17 protein-coding genes are annotated in these 16,289 nt (G+C 66.7%); 11 read left to right on the top strand and 6 right to left on the bottom strand.

The window, feature by feature from the left end; translation table 11 throughout:
- Positions 1 to 16: 16 nt before the first annotated feature.
- Entirely contained in the window at positions 17 to 307 is a 291-nt protein-coding gene (locus ACYQ5L_RS21595; RefSeq protein WP_459959612.1) for a YciI family protein, read from the top strand.
- 7 nt (positions 308 to 314) lie between these two features.
- Here ACYQ5L_RS21595 and ACYQ5L_RS21600 read toward each other — a convergent pair whose 3' ends face one another.
- Positions 315 to 785 (bottom strand): alpha/beta fold hydrolase, encoded by a 471-nt coding sequence (locus ACYQ5L_RS21600; protein WP_459959614.1) that lies wholly within the window; start codon positions 783 to 785, stop codon positions 315 to 317.
- Positions 786 to 1,211: 426 nt separating this feature from the next.
- Here ACYQ5L_RS21600 and ACYQ5L_RS21605 point away from each other — a divergent pair, with 426 nt between their 5' ends.
- Positions 1,212 to 1,445 carry a hypothetical protein gene (locus ACYQ5L_RS21605; protein ID WP_459959617.1) on the top strand — a complete coding sequence of 78 codons (234 nt, stop codon included), beginning with the start codon at positions 1,212 to 1,214 and terminating at the stop codon, positions 1,443 to 1,445.
- Positions 1,446 to 1,473: 28 nt separating this feature from the next.
- The gene (locus tag ACYQ5L_RS21610; protein WP_459959619.1) at positions 1,474 to 1,671 is read left to right on the top strand and encodes a hypothetical protein; all 198 of its coding nucleotides are present in this window, start codon (positions 1,474 to 1,476) and stop codon (positions 1,669 to 1,671) included.
- Positions 1,672 to 2,908: 1,237 nt separating this feature from the next.
- Here ACYQ5L_RS21610 and ACYQ5L_RS21615 read toward each other — a convergent pair.
- The 3 genes from ACYQ5L_RS21615 to ACYQ5L_RS21625 all read right to left on the bottom strand — a co-directional run bounded on the left by ACYQ5L_RS21615 (position 2,909) and on the right by ACYQ5L_RS21625 (position 5,106).
- Positions 2,909 to 3,469: a hypothetical protein gene (locus ACYQ5L_RS21615; protein ID WP_459959621.1), complete on the bottom strand. Its 561-nt coding sequence runs from the start codon at positions 3,467 to 3,469 to the stop codon at positions 2,909 to 2,911.
- Positions 3,470 to 3,715: 246 nt separating this feature from the next.
- Complete coding sequence (locus tag ACYQ5L_RS21620) at positions 3,716 to 4,123, bottom strand: DUF5994 family protein (RefSeq protein ID WP_459959623.1); 408 nt, start codon at positions 4,121 to 4,123, stop codon at positions 3,716 to 3,718.
- Positions 4,124 to 4,677: 554 nt separating this feature from the next.
- Positions 4,678 to 5,106 (bottom strand): phosphotransferase, encoded by a 429-nt coding sequence (locus tag ACYQ5L_RS21625; RefSeq protein ID WP_459959625.1) that lies wholly within the window; start codon positions 5,104 to 5,106, stop codon positions 4,678 to 4,680.
- A 223-nt stretch (positions 5,107 to 5,329) separates the two neighbouring features.
- Between ACYQ5L_RS21625 and ACYQ5L_RS21630 the strand changes: the two genes are divergently transcribed.
- The 3 genes from ACYQ5L_RS21630 to ACYQ5L_RS21640 all read left to right on the top strand — a co-directional run bounded on the left by ACYQ5L_RS21630 (position 5,330) and on the right by ACYQ5L_RS21640 (position 7,346).
- The gene (locus tag ACYQ5L_RS21630) at positions 5,330 to 5,680 is read left to right on the top strand and encodes a hypothetical protein (RefSeq protein ID WP_459959627.1); all 351 of its coding nucleotides are present in this window, start codon (positions 5,330 to 5,332) and stop codon (positions 5,678 to 5,680) included.
- A 132-nt stretch (positions 5,681 to 5,812) separates the two neighbouring features.
- Positions 5,813 to 6,517 (top strand): DUF5753 domain-containing protein, encoded by a 705-nt coding sequence (locus ACYQ5L_RS21635; protein ID WP_459959629.1) that lies wholly within the window; start codon positions 5,813 to 5,815, stop codon positions 6,515 to 6,517.
- 1 nt (position 6,518) lies between these two features.
- Positions 6,519 to 7,346 carry an SAM-dependent methyltransferase gene (locus ACYQ5L_RS21640; protein ID WP_459959631.1) on the top strand — a complete coding sequence of 276 codons (828 nt, stop codon included), beginning with the start codon at positions 6,519 to 6,521 and terminating at the stop codon, positions 7,344 to 7,346.
- Here the strand turns inward: ACYQ5L_RS21640 and ACYQ5L_RS21645 are convergent.
- The gene (locus tag ACYQ5L_RS21645) at positions 7,343 to 8,482 is read right to left on the bottom strand and encodes a hypothetical protein (protein WP_459959633.1); all 1,140 of its coding nucleotides are present in this window, start codon (positions 8,480 to 8,482) and stop codon (positions 7,343 to 7,345) included. The genes ACYQ5L_RS21640 and ACYQ5L_RS21645 overlap by 4 nt on opposite strands.
- A complete protein-coding gene (locus tag ACYQ5L_RS21650) occupies positions 8,482 to 9,426 on the bottom strand; it encodes a metal-dependent hydrolase (RefSeq protein WP_459959636.1) in 945 nt (314 codons plus the stop codon). Before ACYQ5L_RS21650 ends, ACYQ5L_RS21645 begins: the two co-directional genes overlap by 1 nt.
- Positions 9,427 to 9,582: 156 nt before the next feature.
- Between ACYQ5L_RS21650 and ACYQ5L_RS21655 the strand changes: the two genes are divergently transcribed.
- The 5 genes from ACYQ5L_RS21655 (at position 9,583) to ACYQ5L_RS21675 (ending at position 16,263) form a co-directional block, all read left to right on the top strand.
- Positions 9,583 to 10,203, top strand: a complete 621-nt coding sequence (locus tag ACYQ5L_RS21655; RefSeq protein WP_459959638.1) for a TetR/AcrR family transcriptional regulator — start codon at positions 9,583 to 9,585, stop codon at positions 10,201 to 10,203.
- A 142-nt stretch (positions 10,204 to 10,345) separates the two neighbouring features.
- On the top strand, positions 10,346 to 11,647 hold the full coding sequence (locus tag ACYQ5L_RS21660; protein WP_459959640.1) for a cytochrome P450: 1,302 nt from the start codon (positions 10,346 to 10,348) through the stop codon (positions 11,645 to 11,647).
- A gap of 95 nt (positions 11,648 to 11,742) precedes the next feature.
- The gene (locus ACYQ5L_RS21665; protein ID WP_459959644.1) at positions 11,743 to 12,759 is read left to right on the top strand and encodes a LacI family DNA-binding transcriptional regulator; all 1,017 of its coding nucleotides are present in this window, start codon (positions 11,743 to 11,745) and stop codon (positions 12,757 to 12,759) included.
- Positions 12,756 to 14,321 (top strand): sugar ABC transporter ATP-binding protein, encoded by a 1,566-nt coding sequence (locus ACYQ5L_RS21670; protein ID WP_459959646.1) that lies wholly within the window; start codon positions 12,756 to 12,758, stop codon positions 14,319 to 14,321. The genes ACYQ5L_RS21665 and ACYQ5L_RS21670 overlap by 4 nt, the downstream gene beginning before the upstream one ends.
- Positions 14,311 to 16,263: an ABC transporter permease/substrate-binding protein gene (locus ACYQ5L_RS21675; RefSeq protein WP_459959648.1), complete on the top strand. Its 1,953-nt coding sequence runs from the start codon at positions 14,311 to 14,313 to the stop codon at positions 16,261 to 16,263. The genes ACYQ5L_RS21670 and ACYQ5L_RS21675 overlap by 11 nt, the downstream gene beginning before the upstream one ends.
- Positions 16,264 to 16,289: the final 26 nt, after the last annotated feature.

A 16,289-nucleotide genomic window follows, 5' to 3' on the forward strand; every position in this document is an offset into this window, starting at 1 on the left:
TAGAAGCGAGACAACAATGTTCGTAGTTCAGCTCGAGTTTTCCGCCAACAAGGCCGAGGCCCCGCAGCACATGGCCGCCCACCAGCAATGGATCCAACAAGGTTTCGACGACGAGGTGTTTCTCCTCGTCGGCAGCATCAAACCCGGTGTGGGCGGACTCGTTCTCGCACACAACACCACCGCCGAAGGCCTCCAGCAGCGCGTCGCACAGGACCCCTTCGTCGTTGCCAATGTCGTTGTCGCCGAGATCGCCGAGATCGCCGTGGGCCAAACCGACGACCGACTGAAGTTCCTGACGACCCCCTGACAGCACGTCAGCGCGGGCAGCCTCGAGACCCTACGTCGCAGGTCTGGATCATGGGGGACCGGACGACGAACCCTGCCGGGTAGTATGTGGCTGCGATTTCGCTGCCGGTTCGGGTGTCGTTGTGGCGCTGTCGAATTCGGCCCACCAGTCGGTAAATCGCTGCCGCGAACTCCGCTGGAGCGTCCGATTGCAGAAAGTAACCGACGCCGGGAAGGATCACGGTGGTGTGATCGGCAAGTTCGGCTTCCCAGCGTCGGCGTTCGCGGTCGTCGAAGGCGATGTCGGCATCGGCCCAAACGATAAATACGGGAAGCTGGCTGATCGCGGTCAGCCCGGTCTCGACGCGGTCACCGACCGCGATGCGCGATTCGTCATGGCGCGTTTCGACAATGTGACCCAACCCGACCGCATCCTCGCCATGAAAGTGGACGCCACCGGCGTAGAGCCCGGACTCGACGAAATATGGCTCGTGCAGCATGAACCGGGATTCGGTACAAACCGCACAACCTGTCCACAAACGCCGCGCTGCGATCCGCCCCGACCGAGGCAGGTGGCCCCGGCACTCACCGATGTCGACGCTCCGGAAATGGGACCAAGGTCCTTGGACAGCGGCCTTGACCGCCCTACCGCGACATTCGGCAGATCGGCACAGTGGATGAGCGCAGGCCGGGCTGCAATATCGCAGCTCGGATACCCGCGGAGAAGGGAGACACGACAGAGCCTATCCCCGGTGAAGGATCCCCTGTGGGAGTAGGGGCTGGATACCCCACCCGTTTGTCGCCTGCAACCGTGGCACACCACCTCACAGGGTGATCCACTGAATTCGTTTCCAGCCGAACGGAATAGGTCGATCAGCCGATGTCGGTGAACCGGCTCGGCCCGGAGCGAGATACTGTCAAGACCTGTGGATCAGCAAGGTTCAAGCGACCCCGGTCGAGGTGGTGTCGCCGATGACCAGCCCGAGCGCCTGACCGGCGAAGGCAAGATCTACAGCTGCCGCAGTGGCGAGTTGTTTCTCACGACGATCGACGACAAGGGCGAACGCACCACTGTGTTATTGGGGCGCGGTCCGCACACCGACGGGAACGCCACCATTTCCTGCGTCGGCAATCGTGTCAGGACGGTCATCGGCTCCTGACCCGCGTCGCACAGCGACCCTCAGGCGAATGCTCGCCCTCACCTGGCAGCTGGGATTATTCCGCGCGAATCTGGGGCCTGTAGAACGGAAACCCGATCGCGGCGCTTTGGCCCATGACGGACCGGTGATCTCGGCCGCTTCGGCCCGCCTCATCGACGGCCCGATGATGGCGGTCACCGGCTCCTACAGCGGCCTCGTGGAGGCAGACCGCGGCGCCATCACGTAGATCGATGTGGTCGACCGGCGCTGCTCGGCGGAGGCGTGAGTGGGCCGTCCTGGTCACCGTTGGCCTCCTCGCGATATCACCACTCGGCAAGCGCATTCGCACCCGCTGCCGGTCACGGTGGTTGAGCCGGCGTGAGCGGCGACCGACCGGATGGTCCCGGACATCCCCACCCCACGCGAGTGTACCCACCGCCCACACATCCGCGGCCGTTTCCCGCGGCCCTGATCACGGGCCGTACCGCGCCTGCCGGCCAAGATTCGACATGCTTGCAATCTCGATCCAGGCGATCGTGTGCTGGTCGCGGCCGCACGAACGTGCTCACTATTGATCGTCTACTCGACGCCTGTTCTTGCAGCGGCGCTTTGGGCGTACCGGCCGATCTCGTGGCGAGAGCTGCCGTGAAGTCCGACGATGTCGGTCGAGCTCGCGACCCAGCTGAAATTCCGAAGAATTGCCGGCGGTCTGGGCAGCAGCGAAACGCGGAGTTGGCGGAACACCGCGCGCTGCGGAGGTGGACAAGTGGATCGAGCACAACGTCGTCGAAACTACTCGACGTGGCTGGCGTCGTCTCGTCAGAAACCTTTGCCACTTGGAAAATTGGCCAATCGGTGACATCCGCTCTTCCGATACACGGGCCTGGAAGGTTCAGCTCAGCGGGGGCGGACGCGAAGCGGCGAGCTCCCGTCCGGCGAGAGAACCCTGAATCGGTAGCTTTCGATTCCTGCCCATGGCGGCACATAGACGGGGCAGCAGCCGCCGACAGACCCCGGCTCCGGCTTCTTCAAGTCAGCGAGGAATTATCACCTCCCTGCCGAGCGCCCCGTTCTGACCTGCTGGACCCGACCATCGAACCTCACGATGGGTGTCACCCAGCCGAGTGGCGGCTCGGGAAGTCGCAGGAATCAGACTGCAGGATTCGGTGCCAGTTTCCGCGCAAAAGTCGGGAAACCCAGGACGCCGCGGGAAGTCCAGGGAACCCCCCGCTGCGCCCGCACTCCCTGAGCCCCAGCCGATTAGGACCTGCAATCTGGGGCTCGAGATCTCATCTTGAGAGCTTTATGAATCTCTATGAAGGGCTCTGTCTGCATGTCCCAATTGCGCACTCACCCCACACGGGCACCTGTCCTACCCACGATATGGGCACTGGTCGCCCTCATTGTCGCTGTGGTCATCGGACTTGGGTGGCTGCTCGTCGATCGGGCAGAACTGAGCCGACGGTCCCGTCGTTCGGGATGGATCAGTAGTCGCAGAGTTTGATCCACTCGAAGGTGCCGTTGTAATCGTCGAGATCGCTGTAGCTCGAATCGCGGTCACCCCAGTGGTCGGTGTTCTCGAGCAGGAACAACCCGGCGCCGTCCACATAGGGGACGGCTAGGTCGAAATCCGTGGCGCGGTAGATGATCCACTTCCCGTCCCGGGCGCCCAGCACACGCGCCTGCTCGGCAGGCTCGAGGAACCCCATGAAGGTGAAGTCGTGGTCTTCCCAGCTGCCCACTGTGCCGTCGAAGGATGGGCTCGCCCACTGCCAGGTATGGGCGTAGAAGTAGCCACGATCCTGAAAGGACCGATCGACCGAACCCGAGCAACTGCCCGATGCGCTCGACGCCCCGATATTCGTGGCCTGCCCGGGCGTCGACGGAGCAGCGCCACCGGCACCGCCGGACGAGCCCGAGCTCGGCGCGCCGACCGGCAATACCGACGGGTTGGACACGGTATCGGCCCCGGCGGGGGTGGCCGAGAGCAATGCTGTACCGGTCAGCAGCGCGCCGAGGGCCAGTCGAGAAAGGCAGTTCCGCATGAATAGTTCCTTTTATCAAGAGTTTTCGACCAGCAACCGCTGATCACTCCGATGATCGGAACCGCCGGCGCGGGCGTTTCACGCTAGAAGATCCCGATCCGATCGATGAGCCCTGCGGGTCCAGCCACGGCTTCCGAGTGCCATAGCGCGTCGTGAATGGTCAGTGTCCCGGGCTCTCCTGCCGAGTAGCCACCGGGGCTGCTCGGTCACGGGGTTTCAACAGCAAGTTGGCGATTGCCGGTGAACTCATCCGACTGCGGAGGGCGGGGGTGTCCAGTTTGTGCCTGAAGCCCAGAACATTTGACGTGCGGCGATTCTGGCGGGAGTCTGCGCGGGTATCACCAGGACGTCCAGCCGGGTGCCGTTCGGGCCGTACAGATACATGACGGCCAGCGCGGGGGCGGCTCGCGTGGTGGCGTCTTTGCCGTAGCGATCGGGATTCGCTGCCGCCCAGTCGAATCCGATCCGGGTCATGTGTCCCATCAGGGGTATCAGGGCAATGGTCAGTTCGTTCAATTCGCTGGCGGGGTCGGCGGTTCTGGGCCACCACGCCCCGTCGACCGGACCACCCAGCTGGTCCGGATCGCGCAGGGCAATACGAGCGGACAGCCGCCCTGGGCTCCGCGGACCGTATGTGATCGATAGTGGGGTCATGAAAACGTTCTCCTGTCAATGGTTGACGTGGCTGAGCAGCGAAAAGAGTTGAACAGGGCGGCGATACGATCGATCCCGCGGAGACCTGTCTCGCACCCGGGTACCGGTCGATCGGACGGCCTCACTCGATGCGAAGGGCACGACCGCAGATCAACACAGCGGCAAACGCGCTCGCTCAGAAGGTGGATAGACGCAGATCGTGGAGCAGCGTCATGACTGACGCTCCCATCCGGCCGTTGATCCGGCCAATAATGCGGCGCTGACACCGCCCGGTCGACAGCATCTGCACAACCACCGCTGCTTACACGCTACACACCCAGCGCGGTCGACGGTCCGGCAATGTGAATCCACCCGGCAATCTTCCAGAGTCGGACACGACACGAAGGGCCGGACCTGGAACTCAGGGACTCACCATCGCCTGAACGAACATGTCGAGCCTCCCCGACAGATCCTGTGCGGTGGTCGCGGCCCGGCCTCCTTGATCGGCTGCTACTCGACCGGGGTGATTGTCGCCGGTCCGGTGGCTGGTGCTGATCCCGTGGCGGTCGGCGATGTCAGGCGTTCGCTCGGCGGAGTCGTTCGGCTGCCTGTATCCAGAGCGCTTTGCCGGACAATGCCGTGTAGCCGTGGAGCGATTCCCATCGGATGTCGTGTGCCGCGGGCCAGAGTCCGGCCGCCCACGCGATCTGCTGCTCTTCGGTGGTGAACGCGCGGCCCCGCTCGTGTTGGTAGGCGGCCAGGAACGCCTCGGTGCTTTCGATCGGCGGCAGCGTAGCCGGTCCCGTCTTCGGGAACACCGCACTCGCGGCTCCCACCAGGGCAGCTTCCGGTTGCCATGCCAGGCTGTCCCAGTCGTGCACCGTCCGCACCTGCCGGTCGTGCCAGCGCAGGTTGTGTGCCTCGAAGTCGGCGTGACCCAGTACCCGGGGCAGGTCGGCGGCCAGCATGCGCCGGCGGGCCCGGGCGGCTGTGTCCACGACCAAGGCGGGGACGAGATTCTGGTCCTTGTCGTCGAGTGACTCGATCGACGGCCACAGCCCCGGGTCGGTGTGATCGCGTAGCGCGCCGCCACCTCCGGCGAGTCCCCGTGCAACACTGCGCCTTCGGGGCGGAATTCCTCGGCGTGCCCGGCCAGGCGACCGATCCCGACTACCGGCGTGAGCGGGCGGGCGCAGGGGAATCGTCGCGGACCGGGCGCTGGCGGGAATGGACGTCGAGATCTTCACCAGTATCGACATCGGCGAGACCCGCTCCGCTGCCGGCAGCATCCCGATATCCGTGCTGCCGCTGCCCGCGCGAGCCGAGATGCGTTTCGCGAAAACCGCTCTCGGTTTCCAGCCGCGCACCGCGCTGCGGGACCACCCGGGTGAGCCGCCGTTCCCGTTGTCGGCCGAACCGAGGATGGTCGACGACGGTCTTGCCGACCTCGAGAAACGTCCCGACCTCATCGCCCCGGCCGAGCTCGACCGCTGTCCTTCGTCGATGCCGTCGGCATGGCCCGGACGTTGGCCTGCCTCGCACTCGTTCCGCAGCTGCTCATGCGCGGACAGGCCCTGAAACCGGCCATCCAGCAATGGCGGACGACGCCGCCGTTCACGGAGAGCCTGCGCGGCTGAACAATACGTACCGCTCCCGCCGCGGTACTTGCAGCTGCAAGTGCAGCATGCTCGTCAGCATGTGATATGAAACATGTTGTGGCACAATCCCCTACGCTATTGCGAGGCGATTGGAGGGCTGGTGCAGGTTCCCGCGCGAAGGCCGGGCGACGGTGGTTCAGCCGCGCTGCGGCGGGAGGACTATCTCGCACTGGAGGACGAGGCTTCGATAATACGGTGCTACGCACCGGGAGTTGTGCCCGAGCTGCTGCAGACGGCCGCCTACGCGCACGCGGTGAGCGCGATCGGGCGGCCGGAATCGACGGCGCGGATTCAGCATCGGGTCGAGCTGCTCATGCGGCGGCAGCGGGAGCTGCTGGACCGCCCCGATCCGGCGAAACTGTGGGTGGTGATCGAGGAGGGGGCGCTGCGGCGGCCGTTCGGCGGCCTGGAGGCCTGGCGTGATCAGCTCGCCCACCTCGTCGATAGTGTTGCGCGCCAGAATATTACGGTCCAGCTCATGCCGGATCACGCCGGCGGACCGGCCATCTGCACCGTGCCGTTCACAATGCTCCGGTTCGAGGACCCCGTCCGCGGCGATATCGTGCACCTGCACCACGCGGCCGGTGCGCAGTTCCTGGGCGACCGCGCCGACCTGGACACCTACCACGCGATCTGGGACCGATTGTCCGTGCACGCCATGCCGCCGGAGTACACCGGCGAGCTGATCACCGCGCTCACCGCGGGCTGGGCCGAGACCGTCGGGCCCGCCGAGCGAATCCACCAGGGGGACCACTGATATGACCGAGCTCCACAACACCGCACCGCTGCCGACGGAGATCGACACCACGATTCCGCACGAGGCGCGCGTCTACGACTACTGGCTCGGCGGCAAGGATCACTATCCGGCGGACCGGGCGCTCGGCGATCTCATCGCGGGCCACATTCCCACCATCAAGACCATGGCGCGGGCGAATCGCGCCTTCCTCGCGCGTTCGGTGCGCCATCTGGTCGGCGCGGGCGTCACCCAGTTCCTCGATATCGGCACCGGGATCCCGACCGCCGGCAATACCCATGAGGTCGCCCAGAAGCTCGCTCCCGAGGCGAATGTCGTGTACGTGGACAAGGATCCGATCGTGCTGGCCCACGCCCGCGCGCTCATGACCAGCACGCCGGCGGGCCGCACCCGGTTCATTCACGCCGATCTGCACGATCCGCGCAGCATTCTCGACCATCCCGCGACCGCCGAGACTCTCGACCTCGACCGGCCGGTGGCCATCATGCTCGTGGCGATCATGATGTATTTCCGCGACAGCGACCGGCCGGCCGACATCATCGGCAGCCTCCTCGACGCGGTACCCTCCGGCAGTTATCTCGTGATCACCCATCCCACAGCCGATTTCGACGCGGCGGCCATGGCCGGGGTGGTCGCCTCCGCCGAGGCGTCGGGCATCACCTTCCACCCGCGCAGCCGCGCGGAAACCTCATTGCTGTTCGCCGGCACCGAACTCGTGGAACCGGGGGTCGTCCCGGTCGCCACCTGGCGGCCCGGCCTCACCGACGGCCCGACCCCGGTCGGCGAGGCCGACAGCGCCTGGTACTGGGCCGGGGTCGGGCGCAAGCCCTAGGAGGCGATCAGTTCGGGTGGGGCGTCGACGCGCGACCCTCGGGGCACCGTCATGGTGGCGACGAGGGTCGCGATCGCGAGGACGAAGCAGGCGATCGTGTACCAGAGGTTGCCGATGGGGTCGCCATTGGCGGTGATGCCATTGGTCGCATCGAAGAAGTCGGGTAGCGCGGTGGCCCAAAGCAACGCCATCACAACCAGGTACACCAGCGCGTACCACTGCACGGCGCGATTGCGGTACGGGGGCACCCCGGAGGTCCCGGCGCGCAGTGCCGACCACTGCCGCGCCAGCACCACCACCGCCACCGCCGTGAGCACGACGAGCTCTGCGGCATAGAGGAATCCGCGCACGGTGTCACTGCCCATGCCGAAGACGGTCGCGGGCAGCGGCAGCACGAAGGTGCCGACCGAGGCGGCCAGCCCGACCACGATGGTGCGCCACACCAACTGCGGCCCAGTGAATTTCGTGCCCGCGTCGACGTGGCGTCCGACGAAGAACTGCACGCACCAGGCCAGCGACATCGGCCACAGCGCGGCGAAGACGACCACGCTCGGCAGCGGCACCGAATCGAACATCGGCTGATTGAGCGGATGATCCACCGACCACTCCCACCAGCGCAGCTGCGGGCCGATCTGATCGAAGATCTCGTAGAAGGCGTGATGCACGAAGCCGACACAGGTCGCGCCGATCAGCACGCCGTAGCGCCGGAAAACGCCCAGCATCCGGACGATTTCGAAGGCGAGAGTCGCCATCAGCGGATAGATCGCGATGATGTAGAGCGGCAGCCTTCCCCACAGGAAGTCCACCGTGAACACATTGTGCGCGAACATGGTGTCGACATGCGCGGCGATGCCGAAGGCCGACGGGAAGTACAGCGGCGGCTCGATGACGAACAGGTAGGCGGTCGCGCCGAACCAGAGCACCAGGTTGGTGGGATCGCCGTGGCGGCGCAGTCGCACGATCGCATAGATCAGCGCGAGCACCGAACCCAGCACGATGGTCGCCTCGAGCACCGGCAGCGTCCAGTTCTCCAGCGCGGCCGGACTGCGGAATTCGACCAACCCGCCCGCTTCCGCGCACGAGAAGCCGAGTCTCCCAGCGAGATCGGCGAAAGTGGGGGTGCACAGCTCGGACATCACTTGACCTCCGACGCCGTCAGCGCGTTCTGCCGCGCCGCCGCGGTGTACCAGCGGGTGCAGTCGTATCCCGCGTCGTAGCGTTCGAACCAGCGGCCGGCCAGCTCGGGCAGATCCTCGTGCGTCGGATCATGTTTGGGCATCTGGCTGCGAACGATGCCGCGCAGGGCCACGAGCTGTTCCCGCACCGGCAGGCCGGCGAAGGCGCGCGGCATCGGGCCCTTGGTCAGGTACGGCGCGAAGTACTCCAGCACCCGCTGCTTGGCGCGATGGCGGGCGAACATGGACAGCGAATCGACCTTCCGGTCCGCCAGCGGAACGTGCTGATTGAAACCGGCGCAGGCGATCCGGATCACCTTCAGCACATGCGCGAAGATCGACGGCGCCATCCGCATCCGGTAGAGCTCGTCGCCCACAATCGCGTTGAACAGGATCAGCGCCGAGCTGCGGTGCTCGACCTCCTCCACGAAATGCCAGATGAACAGCGATGCGACGCGATCGTCACCCGGCCGGAACAGCGTGTCCTCGTGGTCGAGCATGAGCTTGAACACCGGAGTGAAGGTGGCCTCGAGATCGGCGGTGTAGGCGAGCCGGTATTCGTGCGAGGTCGCCTCGGTGAGCAGATCGAACTCGCCGATCACCGCGTCCAGGGTGTTCTGCAGGCCCGGATACCGCTTGATCAGCGCCTTGACGTGCTGGCGGTGCGCCGTCGAATGGTGCCCTTCCTGCCGCATGAAGGCAATGGCCTCCGCCGCCACCTCCGGATCGGTGAATACCGGTTTGAGCTGCATGATCAGCTTCACGATCATCTTCTCGAAGCCCACCGCGAGGAACGAGACCGCATTGGACATGCTCGACCAGGCCGGGTTCTGGGGGTTCCACAGGAACGGGACATCGGCGTCCTCGAAGCCGAAATCCATCTTGCGGGGCTGTAAATGGGTCACCGTGCGTACCTCGCGTCGGGGTGTGGATCGTTCGGATGCCGCGCTCGGCCAGCGCGATGAGACAATCATACAAACACACGTCTATATGTATGATCACTTTGCCGGAACTGCCGCTCCTGCCCGGTTCGAGCCTGGTCGCTGTGATAACTTCCCCCAGTGGCGCGCAGACGGGGGTGGGGCGGAAGTCCGCCGGAGAACGACGGGGAGGCGCACCGCCGCATCGTCGCCACCGCCGTCGAACTGATCGGCGAAACCGGGTCGGCCATCAGCATTGCCGACGTGGCCGACGCGCTCGGCGTCATCCGCCAGACGGTGTACCGCTACTTCCCCAGCGCCGACGCCCTCATGACCGCCGCGGCCATCGCCTCGGTCGACGGCTTCCTGGACCGCCTCACCGCACACGTCGCGGGCCTGGACGACCCGGTCGACGCCATGACCGAGGGCGTCATCTACACCCTCGCCGAGGTCCGCCGCACCCCCCATCTGGGCATCCTGCTGTCGAACTCGTACGCCAACCCCGACCCCGACAGCCTCACCTCCGAACAGGCCCGGGCGTTCGGCATGTCGATGATCCACCGTTTCGACGTCGACTGGAACGAGCACGGCTACGACGAAGAAGCCCTGCGCGAACTCGTCGAATACGTCCTGCGCACAATGCATTCGTTCTTCGTGTCCCCCGGCAACCCACCCCGCACTGAGGATCAACTCCGCGCCTATCTGCACCGCTGGATGGGCACCGCGATCGCCGCCCAGCGCGAATACGCGGCGGGGCGGTAGAATCGGTCGTCGCGGGTGTCCTCGCATTTGCAGTCTCGGCTGAATTCTCGTGTGCTGCAGAAATATTCGTCTCGCGCGATGGGGACAGCTCGACGTAGACTGGAATTTCACGGCGAGAATGTACTGATAGGCGTGAATTGCCATGTCGCGCACATTGCCATTGCTGGGTGATACGATACCGCTGCTTCGCGATCCGATTGGATTCCTGTCCAGTTTGCCGGAGCGCGGGAGACTTGTCTGGATACGGCTCGGCCCCGTACCGGTCGCGGTGCTCTGCGATCCGGAACTCACCCGCATAGTTCTCAGGGATGACGGCACTTTCGATAAGGGCGGTCCGTTTTTCGATCGGTTGCGCGACCTGTTCGGCGATGGTTTGGGCACCTGCCCGCATGCCGAGCATCGGCGATTGCGCCGGCTCGTCCAGCCCGCGTTCCGGCCCGGGCAGCTGCGCCGGTACGACGAGGTCATGCGGGACGAGGCGCGGCGGATGTCCGAATCCTGGTGTGATGGACAGGTTCTCGATGTGACCGGGGAGACCATGTCCTATACCGCGCGGATCGCGCTGCGGACGCTGTTCTCCGCCTCGCTCACCGAGGAGCTGCTGGACGGCGCGATCACCGATCTCGACGATTTCGTCGCCGGGGTGCCGCGCCGGATGCTCATGCCCCATACCCTCGCTCGGCTGCCGCTGCCCGGCAATCGCCGCTATCAGCGCACCATCACTCGCCTGCGCGCGACAATCGACGAGATCATTGCGGAGCGACGACGGCGGCCGATCACCGTGGGGGAACCGGATCTGCTGGCCAGCATGATCATTGCCAATGACAGTGACAGCGGCGGGCTGACCGATACCGAACTCACCGATCAGGCAACCACTTTCCTCGCCACCGGCACCGAAACCAGTTCCACCACGCTGGCTTGGGCGCTGTATTTGCTGGCGCGCCACCCGCACATCCAAAAGCAACTGCACGTCGCGGCCCGCACCGCCGCACCTACCGGCGCGACATCACCCGGTGAAGACGACTCGGAATTGTTCCGGCACGTTATCGATGAGACCCTGCGGCTCTATCCCCCACCGTGGCTGCTCACCCGGCGGGTCACCACGGACACCGTGCTGGACGGCCATCGGCTGCCCGCCGGAACCATTGTCGCCTACAGCGCCTACCTCACCCAGCGCAACAGCGCCTACTATCCCGATCCCGACGCCTTCGACCCCGGCCGCTGGCACGGCACCGATCCCCGGCCGGGCACCTATCTCCCCTTCGGGGACGGGCCGCGCGGCTGCATAGGCGGCCGGTTCGCCGCAAAGGAACTCATCGCCGCACTCGAGGCCGTCACCGCGCGGTGGCATCTCACCCCGCTCACCGACCGGCCGCAGCGACCCCGCATCGGAACCACGGTGTCACCGCACGGACTGCGACTGCGCGTCACCGCCCTCGGATAAACATCCCGGCGAATCTGGTCCGAGCTCTTGACCAACCGTCGTGTAATCGTTTCCAATACTGCGTGTAATCGTTTCCACGAGGAGGTGGGCCACCGATGGCGGGCATCAAGGATGTCGCCGCGGCCGCGGGTGTTTCCGTTGCCACGGTCTCGCGGGCGCTCAATGGCCATCCCTCGGTCAGCGAAGAGGCCCGCGGCCGCGTGCTGGCGGCGGTGGAGGCGCTGGGCTACCACCCCAATGTCGTGGCCCGGTCCCTGCGGACCGACCAGACCCGCACGCTCGGCCTGGTGACCAGCGATCTGCTCAATCCGTATTTCACCGAGCTCACCCGCTCGGTCGAGGAGCAGGCGCGCGCACTCGGCTACAGCGTCATTATCGGAAATGCCGATGAGCGGCCCGAATTGCAGGACCACTACATTCGCACGCTGCTCGACCGCCGCATCGACGGCTTGCTGGTGGCGCCCACCGACGGCGGCTCGCCGCTCATGCTCGACGCCGTGCGCGACGGCACACCCATGGTGTTCGTGGACCGGTGGATCCCGGGCATCGATGTGCCGGTCGTGCGGGCCGATGGTCGCGCGGCCGTTCGCGATCTGGTCGCTCACCTGCACGGTCTCGGTCACCGCAGGCTCGCCATCATCGCCGGTCCGGCGGTCACCACCACCGGTCGCGAACGGGTCGAGGCATTCCGCGACGCGCTCGGTGCGTACGGGCTCGCGCTGCCCGAAAGCTATATCGGCCAGGGCGATTTCCAGGCCGACAGCGGCCGCCGGGCGACGGAGCGGTTCCTCGATCTCCCCGAGCCGCCCGAGATCGTCTTCGCCGCCGACAATCTCATGGCGCTCGGCGCGCTGGACGCCATTCGCGCCCGCGGGCTGCGCGTACCCCGGGACATCGGGCTGGCCGCCTTCGACGATATCGCCTGGTTCATTCACACCGATCCGCCGATCACGGCGATCGCCCAACCGACCGAGGAACTGGGCCGCGCCGCCGTGCGCGCCCTGGTCGAGCGGATCTCAGGCAGGCCCGCGGAATCGGTCGCCCTGCCCGCCCGTCTCATCGTCCGCCGCTCCTGCGGCGAACCGGCTCTCGAGCAAAGGAGTGATTCGTGAGCGAGCTCGCGAGCCAGCCCGCGGCGCCGCCCGCGTCGGAATTGCTGCGCCTGGAAGGGATAGGCAAATCCTTCCCCGGTGTGGTCGCGCTCGACGGCGTCGATTTCGACCTGCGCCGCGGCGAGGTGCACGTGTTGCTGGGCGAGAACGGGGCGGGTAAGAGCACCCTGATCAAGATGCTGTCCGGCGCCCACCGGCCGGACAGCGGGCGAATCCTGGTCGACGGCAAGGACGTTCGCATCAATGGCGCGCAGGACTCCGAGCGGCTCGGGATCGCCACCATCTACCAGGAGTTCAACCTGGTCCCGGATCTGACCGTCGCGGAGAACATATTCCTCGGGCGGCAGCCGCGGCGCTTCGGGTTGATCGACCGCAAGAAGATGGAGGCCGACGCCGCCGAACTGCTCGAGCGGGTGGGGCTGTCCATATCGCCCCGCGCGCGGGTGCGGGAACTCGGGATCGCCCGCTTGCAGATGGTCGAGATCGCGAAGGCCCTCAGCCTGCGCGCCCGGGTGCTGATCATGGATGAGCCGACCGCGGTGCTCACCTCCGACGAGGTCGACAAGCTGTTCACGATCGTGCGCGCCTTGCGGGACGACGGCGTCGGCATCGTGTTCATCACCCACCATCTGGAGGAGATCGCCGCCCTCGGCGATCGGGTCACCGTCATTCGCGACGGCCGCAGCGTCGGGCAGGCGCCCGCGCACACCCCCGCCGACGAACTCGTGCGCCTGATGGTCGGGCGATCCATCGAGCAGCAGTATCCGCGCGAACGGTCCGATGCCGGGGCCACGCTGCTGACCGTCGACGGCCTGACCAGAGACGGCGTCTTCGAGGACGTGAGCTTCCGGGTCCACGCCGGCGAGGTCGTCGGCATCGCCGGTCTGGTGGGCGCGGGTCGCACCGAGGTCGCGCGGGCCGTGTTCGGCGCCGATCCGTACACCAGCGGCACCGTGCACGTCGCCGGTGCGCCGCTGCGCCGCCACGACGTGAATGCCGCGGTGTCGGCCCGCATCGGCCTGGTCCCCGAGGACCGGAAAGGCCAGGGACTCATCCTCGACGCGTCGATCGAGGAGAATCTGGGGCTGGTCACGCTCCGATCGGCCACGCGCGCGGGGCTTGTCGACCGCGCCGGGCAGCACGACGCCGCCGCCCGCGTCGCCCGGCAGCTGGGCGTGCGCATGGCGGGACTGGATCAGCGGGTGCGCACGCTGTCCGGCGGCAATCAGCAGAAGGTCGTCATCGGCAAATGGCTGCTGGCCGACTCCCGGGTGCTGATCCTGGACGAACCCACGCGCGGTATCGATGTCGGCGCCAAGGTCGAGATCTACCGGCTCATCAATGAACTCACCGCCGCCGGCGCCGCCGTGCTGATGATCTCCAGCGATCTGCCCGAGGTGCTCGGTATGAGCGACCGGGTCCTGGTGATGGCCCAGGGCCGGATCGTCGGCGAACTCGCCGCCGACGAGGCGACCCAGGACGCCGTCATGGCCCTGGCGGTCGCCACCCCGAATTCGACTGTTCCACGCTCGACCGAACTGGAGTCCACCCGTGGCCACTGACACGCTCGCCGGCAGCGCCGGCGTCCGGGGCACCTCGGGCGGCCTGCGCCGCCTGCTGCTCGACAATGGCGCGCTGACCGCGCTCATTCTGCTCGTCATCGTCATGTCGGCGCTGTCGGGTGACTTCCTGACCACCAATAATCTGCTCAATATCGGTGTGCAGGCGGCGGTTACGGCGATTCTCGCCTTCGGCGTCACCTTCGTGATCGTGGCGGCCGGAATCGATCTGTCGGTGGGCTCGGTGGCCGCGCTCTCGGCCACCGTCCTGGCCTGGAGCGCCACTTCGGCGGGCGTCCCGGTGTGGATCGCGGTGATTCTCGCGCTCGCAACGGGTCTCGCCTGCGGCCTGGTCAATGGCGCGCTGATCTCGTTCGGGAAGCTGCCGCCGTTCATCGCCACGCTGGCCATGCTGTCGGTGGCTCGCGGTCTGTCCCTGGTGATTTCGCAGGGCAGCCCGATCGCCTTCCCGGAGTCGGTATCGCATCTCGGTGACACGCTCGGCGGCTGGCTGCCGGTGCCGGTGCTCGTCATGGCGGTGATGGGCCTGATCACCGCGCTGATTCTGGGCCGGACATACATCGGCCGCGCCATGTACGCGATCGGCGGCAACGAGGAGGCCGCGCGCCTGTCCGGGCTGCGGGTATCGCGGCAGAAGGTCGTGATCTACGCTCTGGCAGGCGTTTTCGCCGCGGTCGCGGGCATAGTGCTGGCCGCCCGGCTCTCCTCCGCGCAGCCGCAGGCCGCGCTCGGCTACGAGCTGGACGCCATTGCCGCGGTCGTGATCGGCGGTGCGAGCCTGGCGGGCGGTAAGGGCAAGGCGTCCGGAACGCTGATCGGCGCACTGATTCTGGCGGTGCTGCGCAATGGTCTCAATCTGCTTTCCGTATCGGCCTTCTGGCAGCAGGTCGTCATCGGTGTCGTGATCGCGCTGGCGGTGCTGCTGGATACCTTGCGGCGCAAGACCGCCGCGGCTCCGGCTTCGGCCGGGATGGAGACGACGGGCGGAAAGGGCCGTCAGGCCTTGACCTATGCGCTGGCCGCCGTGGTCGCCATCGCGGCCCTGGGCGGGATGTCCTTCCTGCACACCGGTTCCGGCTCGACCTCCACGAAACTGGGCCTGTCGCTGTCGACCCTGAACAACCCGTTCTTCGTCCAGATCCGGGAGGGCGCGCAGGAGGAGGCGGACAAGCTGGGCATCGATCTGACGGTGACCGATGCCCAGAACGACGCCTCGCAGCAGGCCAATCAGCTGCAGAACTTCACCAGCGCCAACTCCGGGGCCATCATCGTCAACCCGGTGGACTCCGATGCGGCGGGCCCGTCGGCGCGGGCCGCCAACAAGGCCCGCGTCCCCGTCATCGCCATCGACCGCGGCGTGAGCAATGCCGAGACCGCCGCGCTGGTGGCCTCCGACAATGTCGAAGGCGGCAGGCTCGGGGCTCGCGCCCTGGCCGAAAAGCTCGGCGGGCGAGGCAAGATCGTGATCCTGCGCGGCCAACCGGGCACCTCCGCGAGCCGGGAACGCGGCGCGGGCTTCGCCGACGGCATCAAGGAGTATCCGGGCATCACGGTCGTCGCCGAGCAGCCCGCGGACTTCGATCGCACCAAGGGCCTCGACGTCATGACGAACCTGCTCCAGGCGCACCCCGATATCCAGGGCGTCTTCGCCGAGAACGACGAGATGGCGCTCGGCGCGATCAAGGCCCTCGGCGCGAAGGCGGGCGCCTCGGTCCAGGTCGTCGGCTTCGACGGCACCCCGGACGGCCTCACCGCCGTCGAGGCGGGCACGCTGTACGCCTCGGTTGCCCAGCAGCCCAAGGAACTCGGCCGCATCGCGGTCCGCACCGCGCTGGCCGCCGCCGAGGGCGAGCCGGTCGAGCAGTCGATCAAGGTGCCGGTGCAGGTCGTCACCAAGGACAATGTGGCCGGATTCGGCAAATGACGCGCCCCGCGAAACCGGATGGGAGA

Source organism: Nocardia sp. IFM 10818 (assembly GCF_054655275.1).

What these genes read in the sequence shown, in the direction of transcription:
- ACYQ5L_RS21595 (WP_459959612.1), top strand. Translation starts at nt 17, where the DNA reads ATGTTCGTAGTTCAGCTCGAGTTTTCCGCCAACAAGGCCGAGGCCCCG.
- ACYQ5L_RS21600 (WP_459959614.1), bottom strand. Translation starts at nt 785, where the DNA reads ATGCTGCACGAGCCATATTTCGTCGAGTCCGGGCTCTACGCCGGTGGC.
- ACYQ5L_RS21610 (WP_459959619.1), top strand. Translation starts at nt 1,474, where the DNA reads ATGCTCGCCCTCACCTGGCAGCTGGGATTATTCCGCGCGAATCTGGGG.
- ACYQ5L_RS21615 (WP_459959621.1), bottom strand. Translation starts at nt 3,469, where the DNA reads ATGCGGAACTGCCTTTCTCGACTGGCCCTCGGCGCGCTGCTGACCGGT.
- ACYQ5L_RS21620 (WP_459959623.1), bottom strand. Translation starts at nt 4,123, where the DNA reads ATGACCCCACTATCGATCACATACGGTCCGCGGAGCCCAGGGCGGCTG.
- ACYQ5L_RS21630 (WP_459959627.1), top strand. Translation starts at nt 5,330, where the DNA reads ATGGACGTCGAGATCTTCACCAGTATCGACATCGGCGAGACCCGCTCC.
- ACYQ5L_RS21635 (WP_459959629.1), top strand. Translation starts at nt 5,813, where the DNA reads ATGTTGTGGCACAATCCCCTACGCTATTGCGAGGCGATTGGAGGGCTG.
- ACYQ5L_RS21640 (WP_459959631.1), top strand. Translation starts at nt 6,519, where the DNA reads ATGACCGAGCTCCACAACACCGCACCGCTGCCGACGGAGATCGACACC.
- ACYQ5L_RS21645 (WP_459959633.1), bottom strand. Translation starts at nt 8,482, where the DNA reads ATGTCCGAGCTGTGCACCCCCACTTTCGCCGATCTCGCTGGGAGACTC.
- ACYQ5L_RS21660 (WP_459959640.1), top strand. Translation starts at nt 10,346, where the DNA reads ATGTCGCGCACATTGCCATTGCTGGGTGATACGATACCGCTGCTTCGC.
- ACYQ5L_RS21665 (WP_459959644.1), top strand. Translation starts at nt 11,743, where the DNA reads ATGGCGGGCATCAAGGATGTCGCCGCGGCCGCGGGTGTTTCCGTTGCC.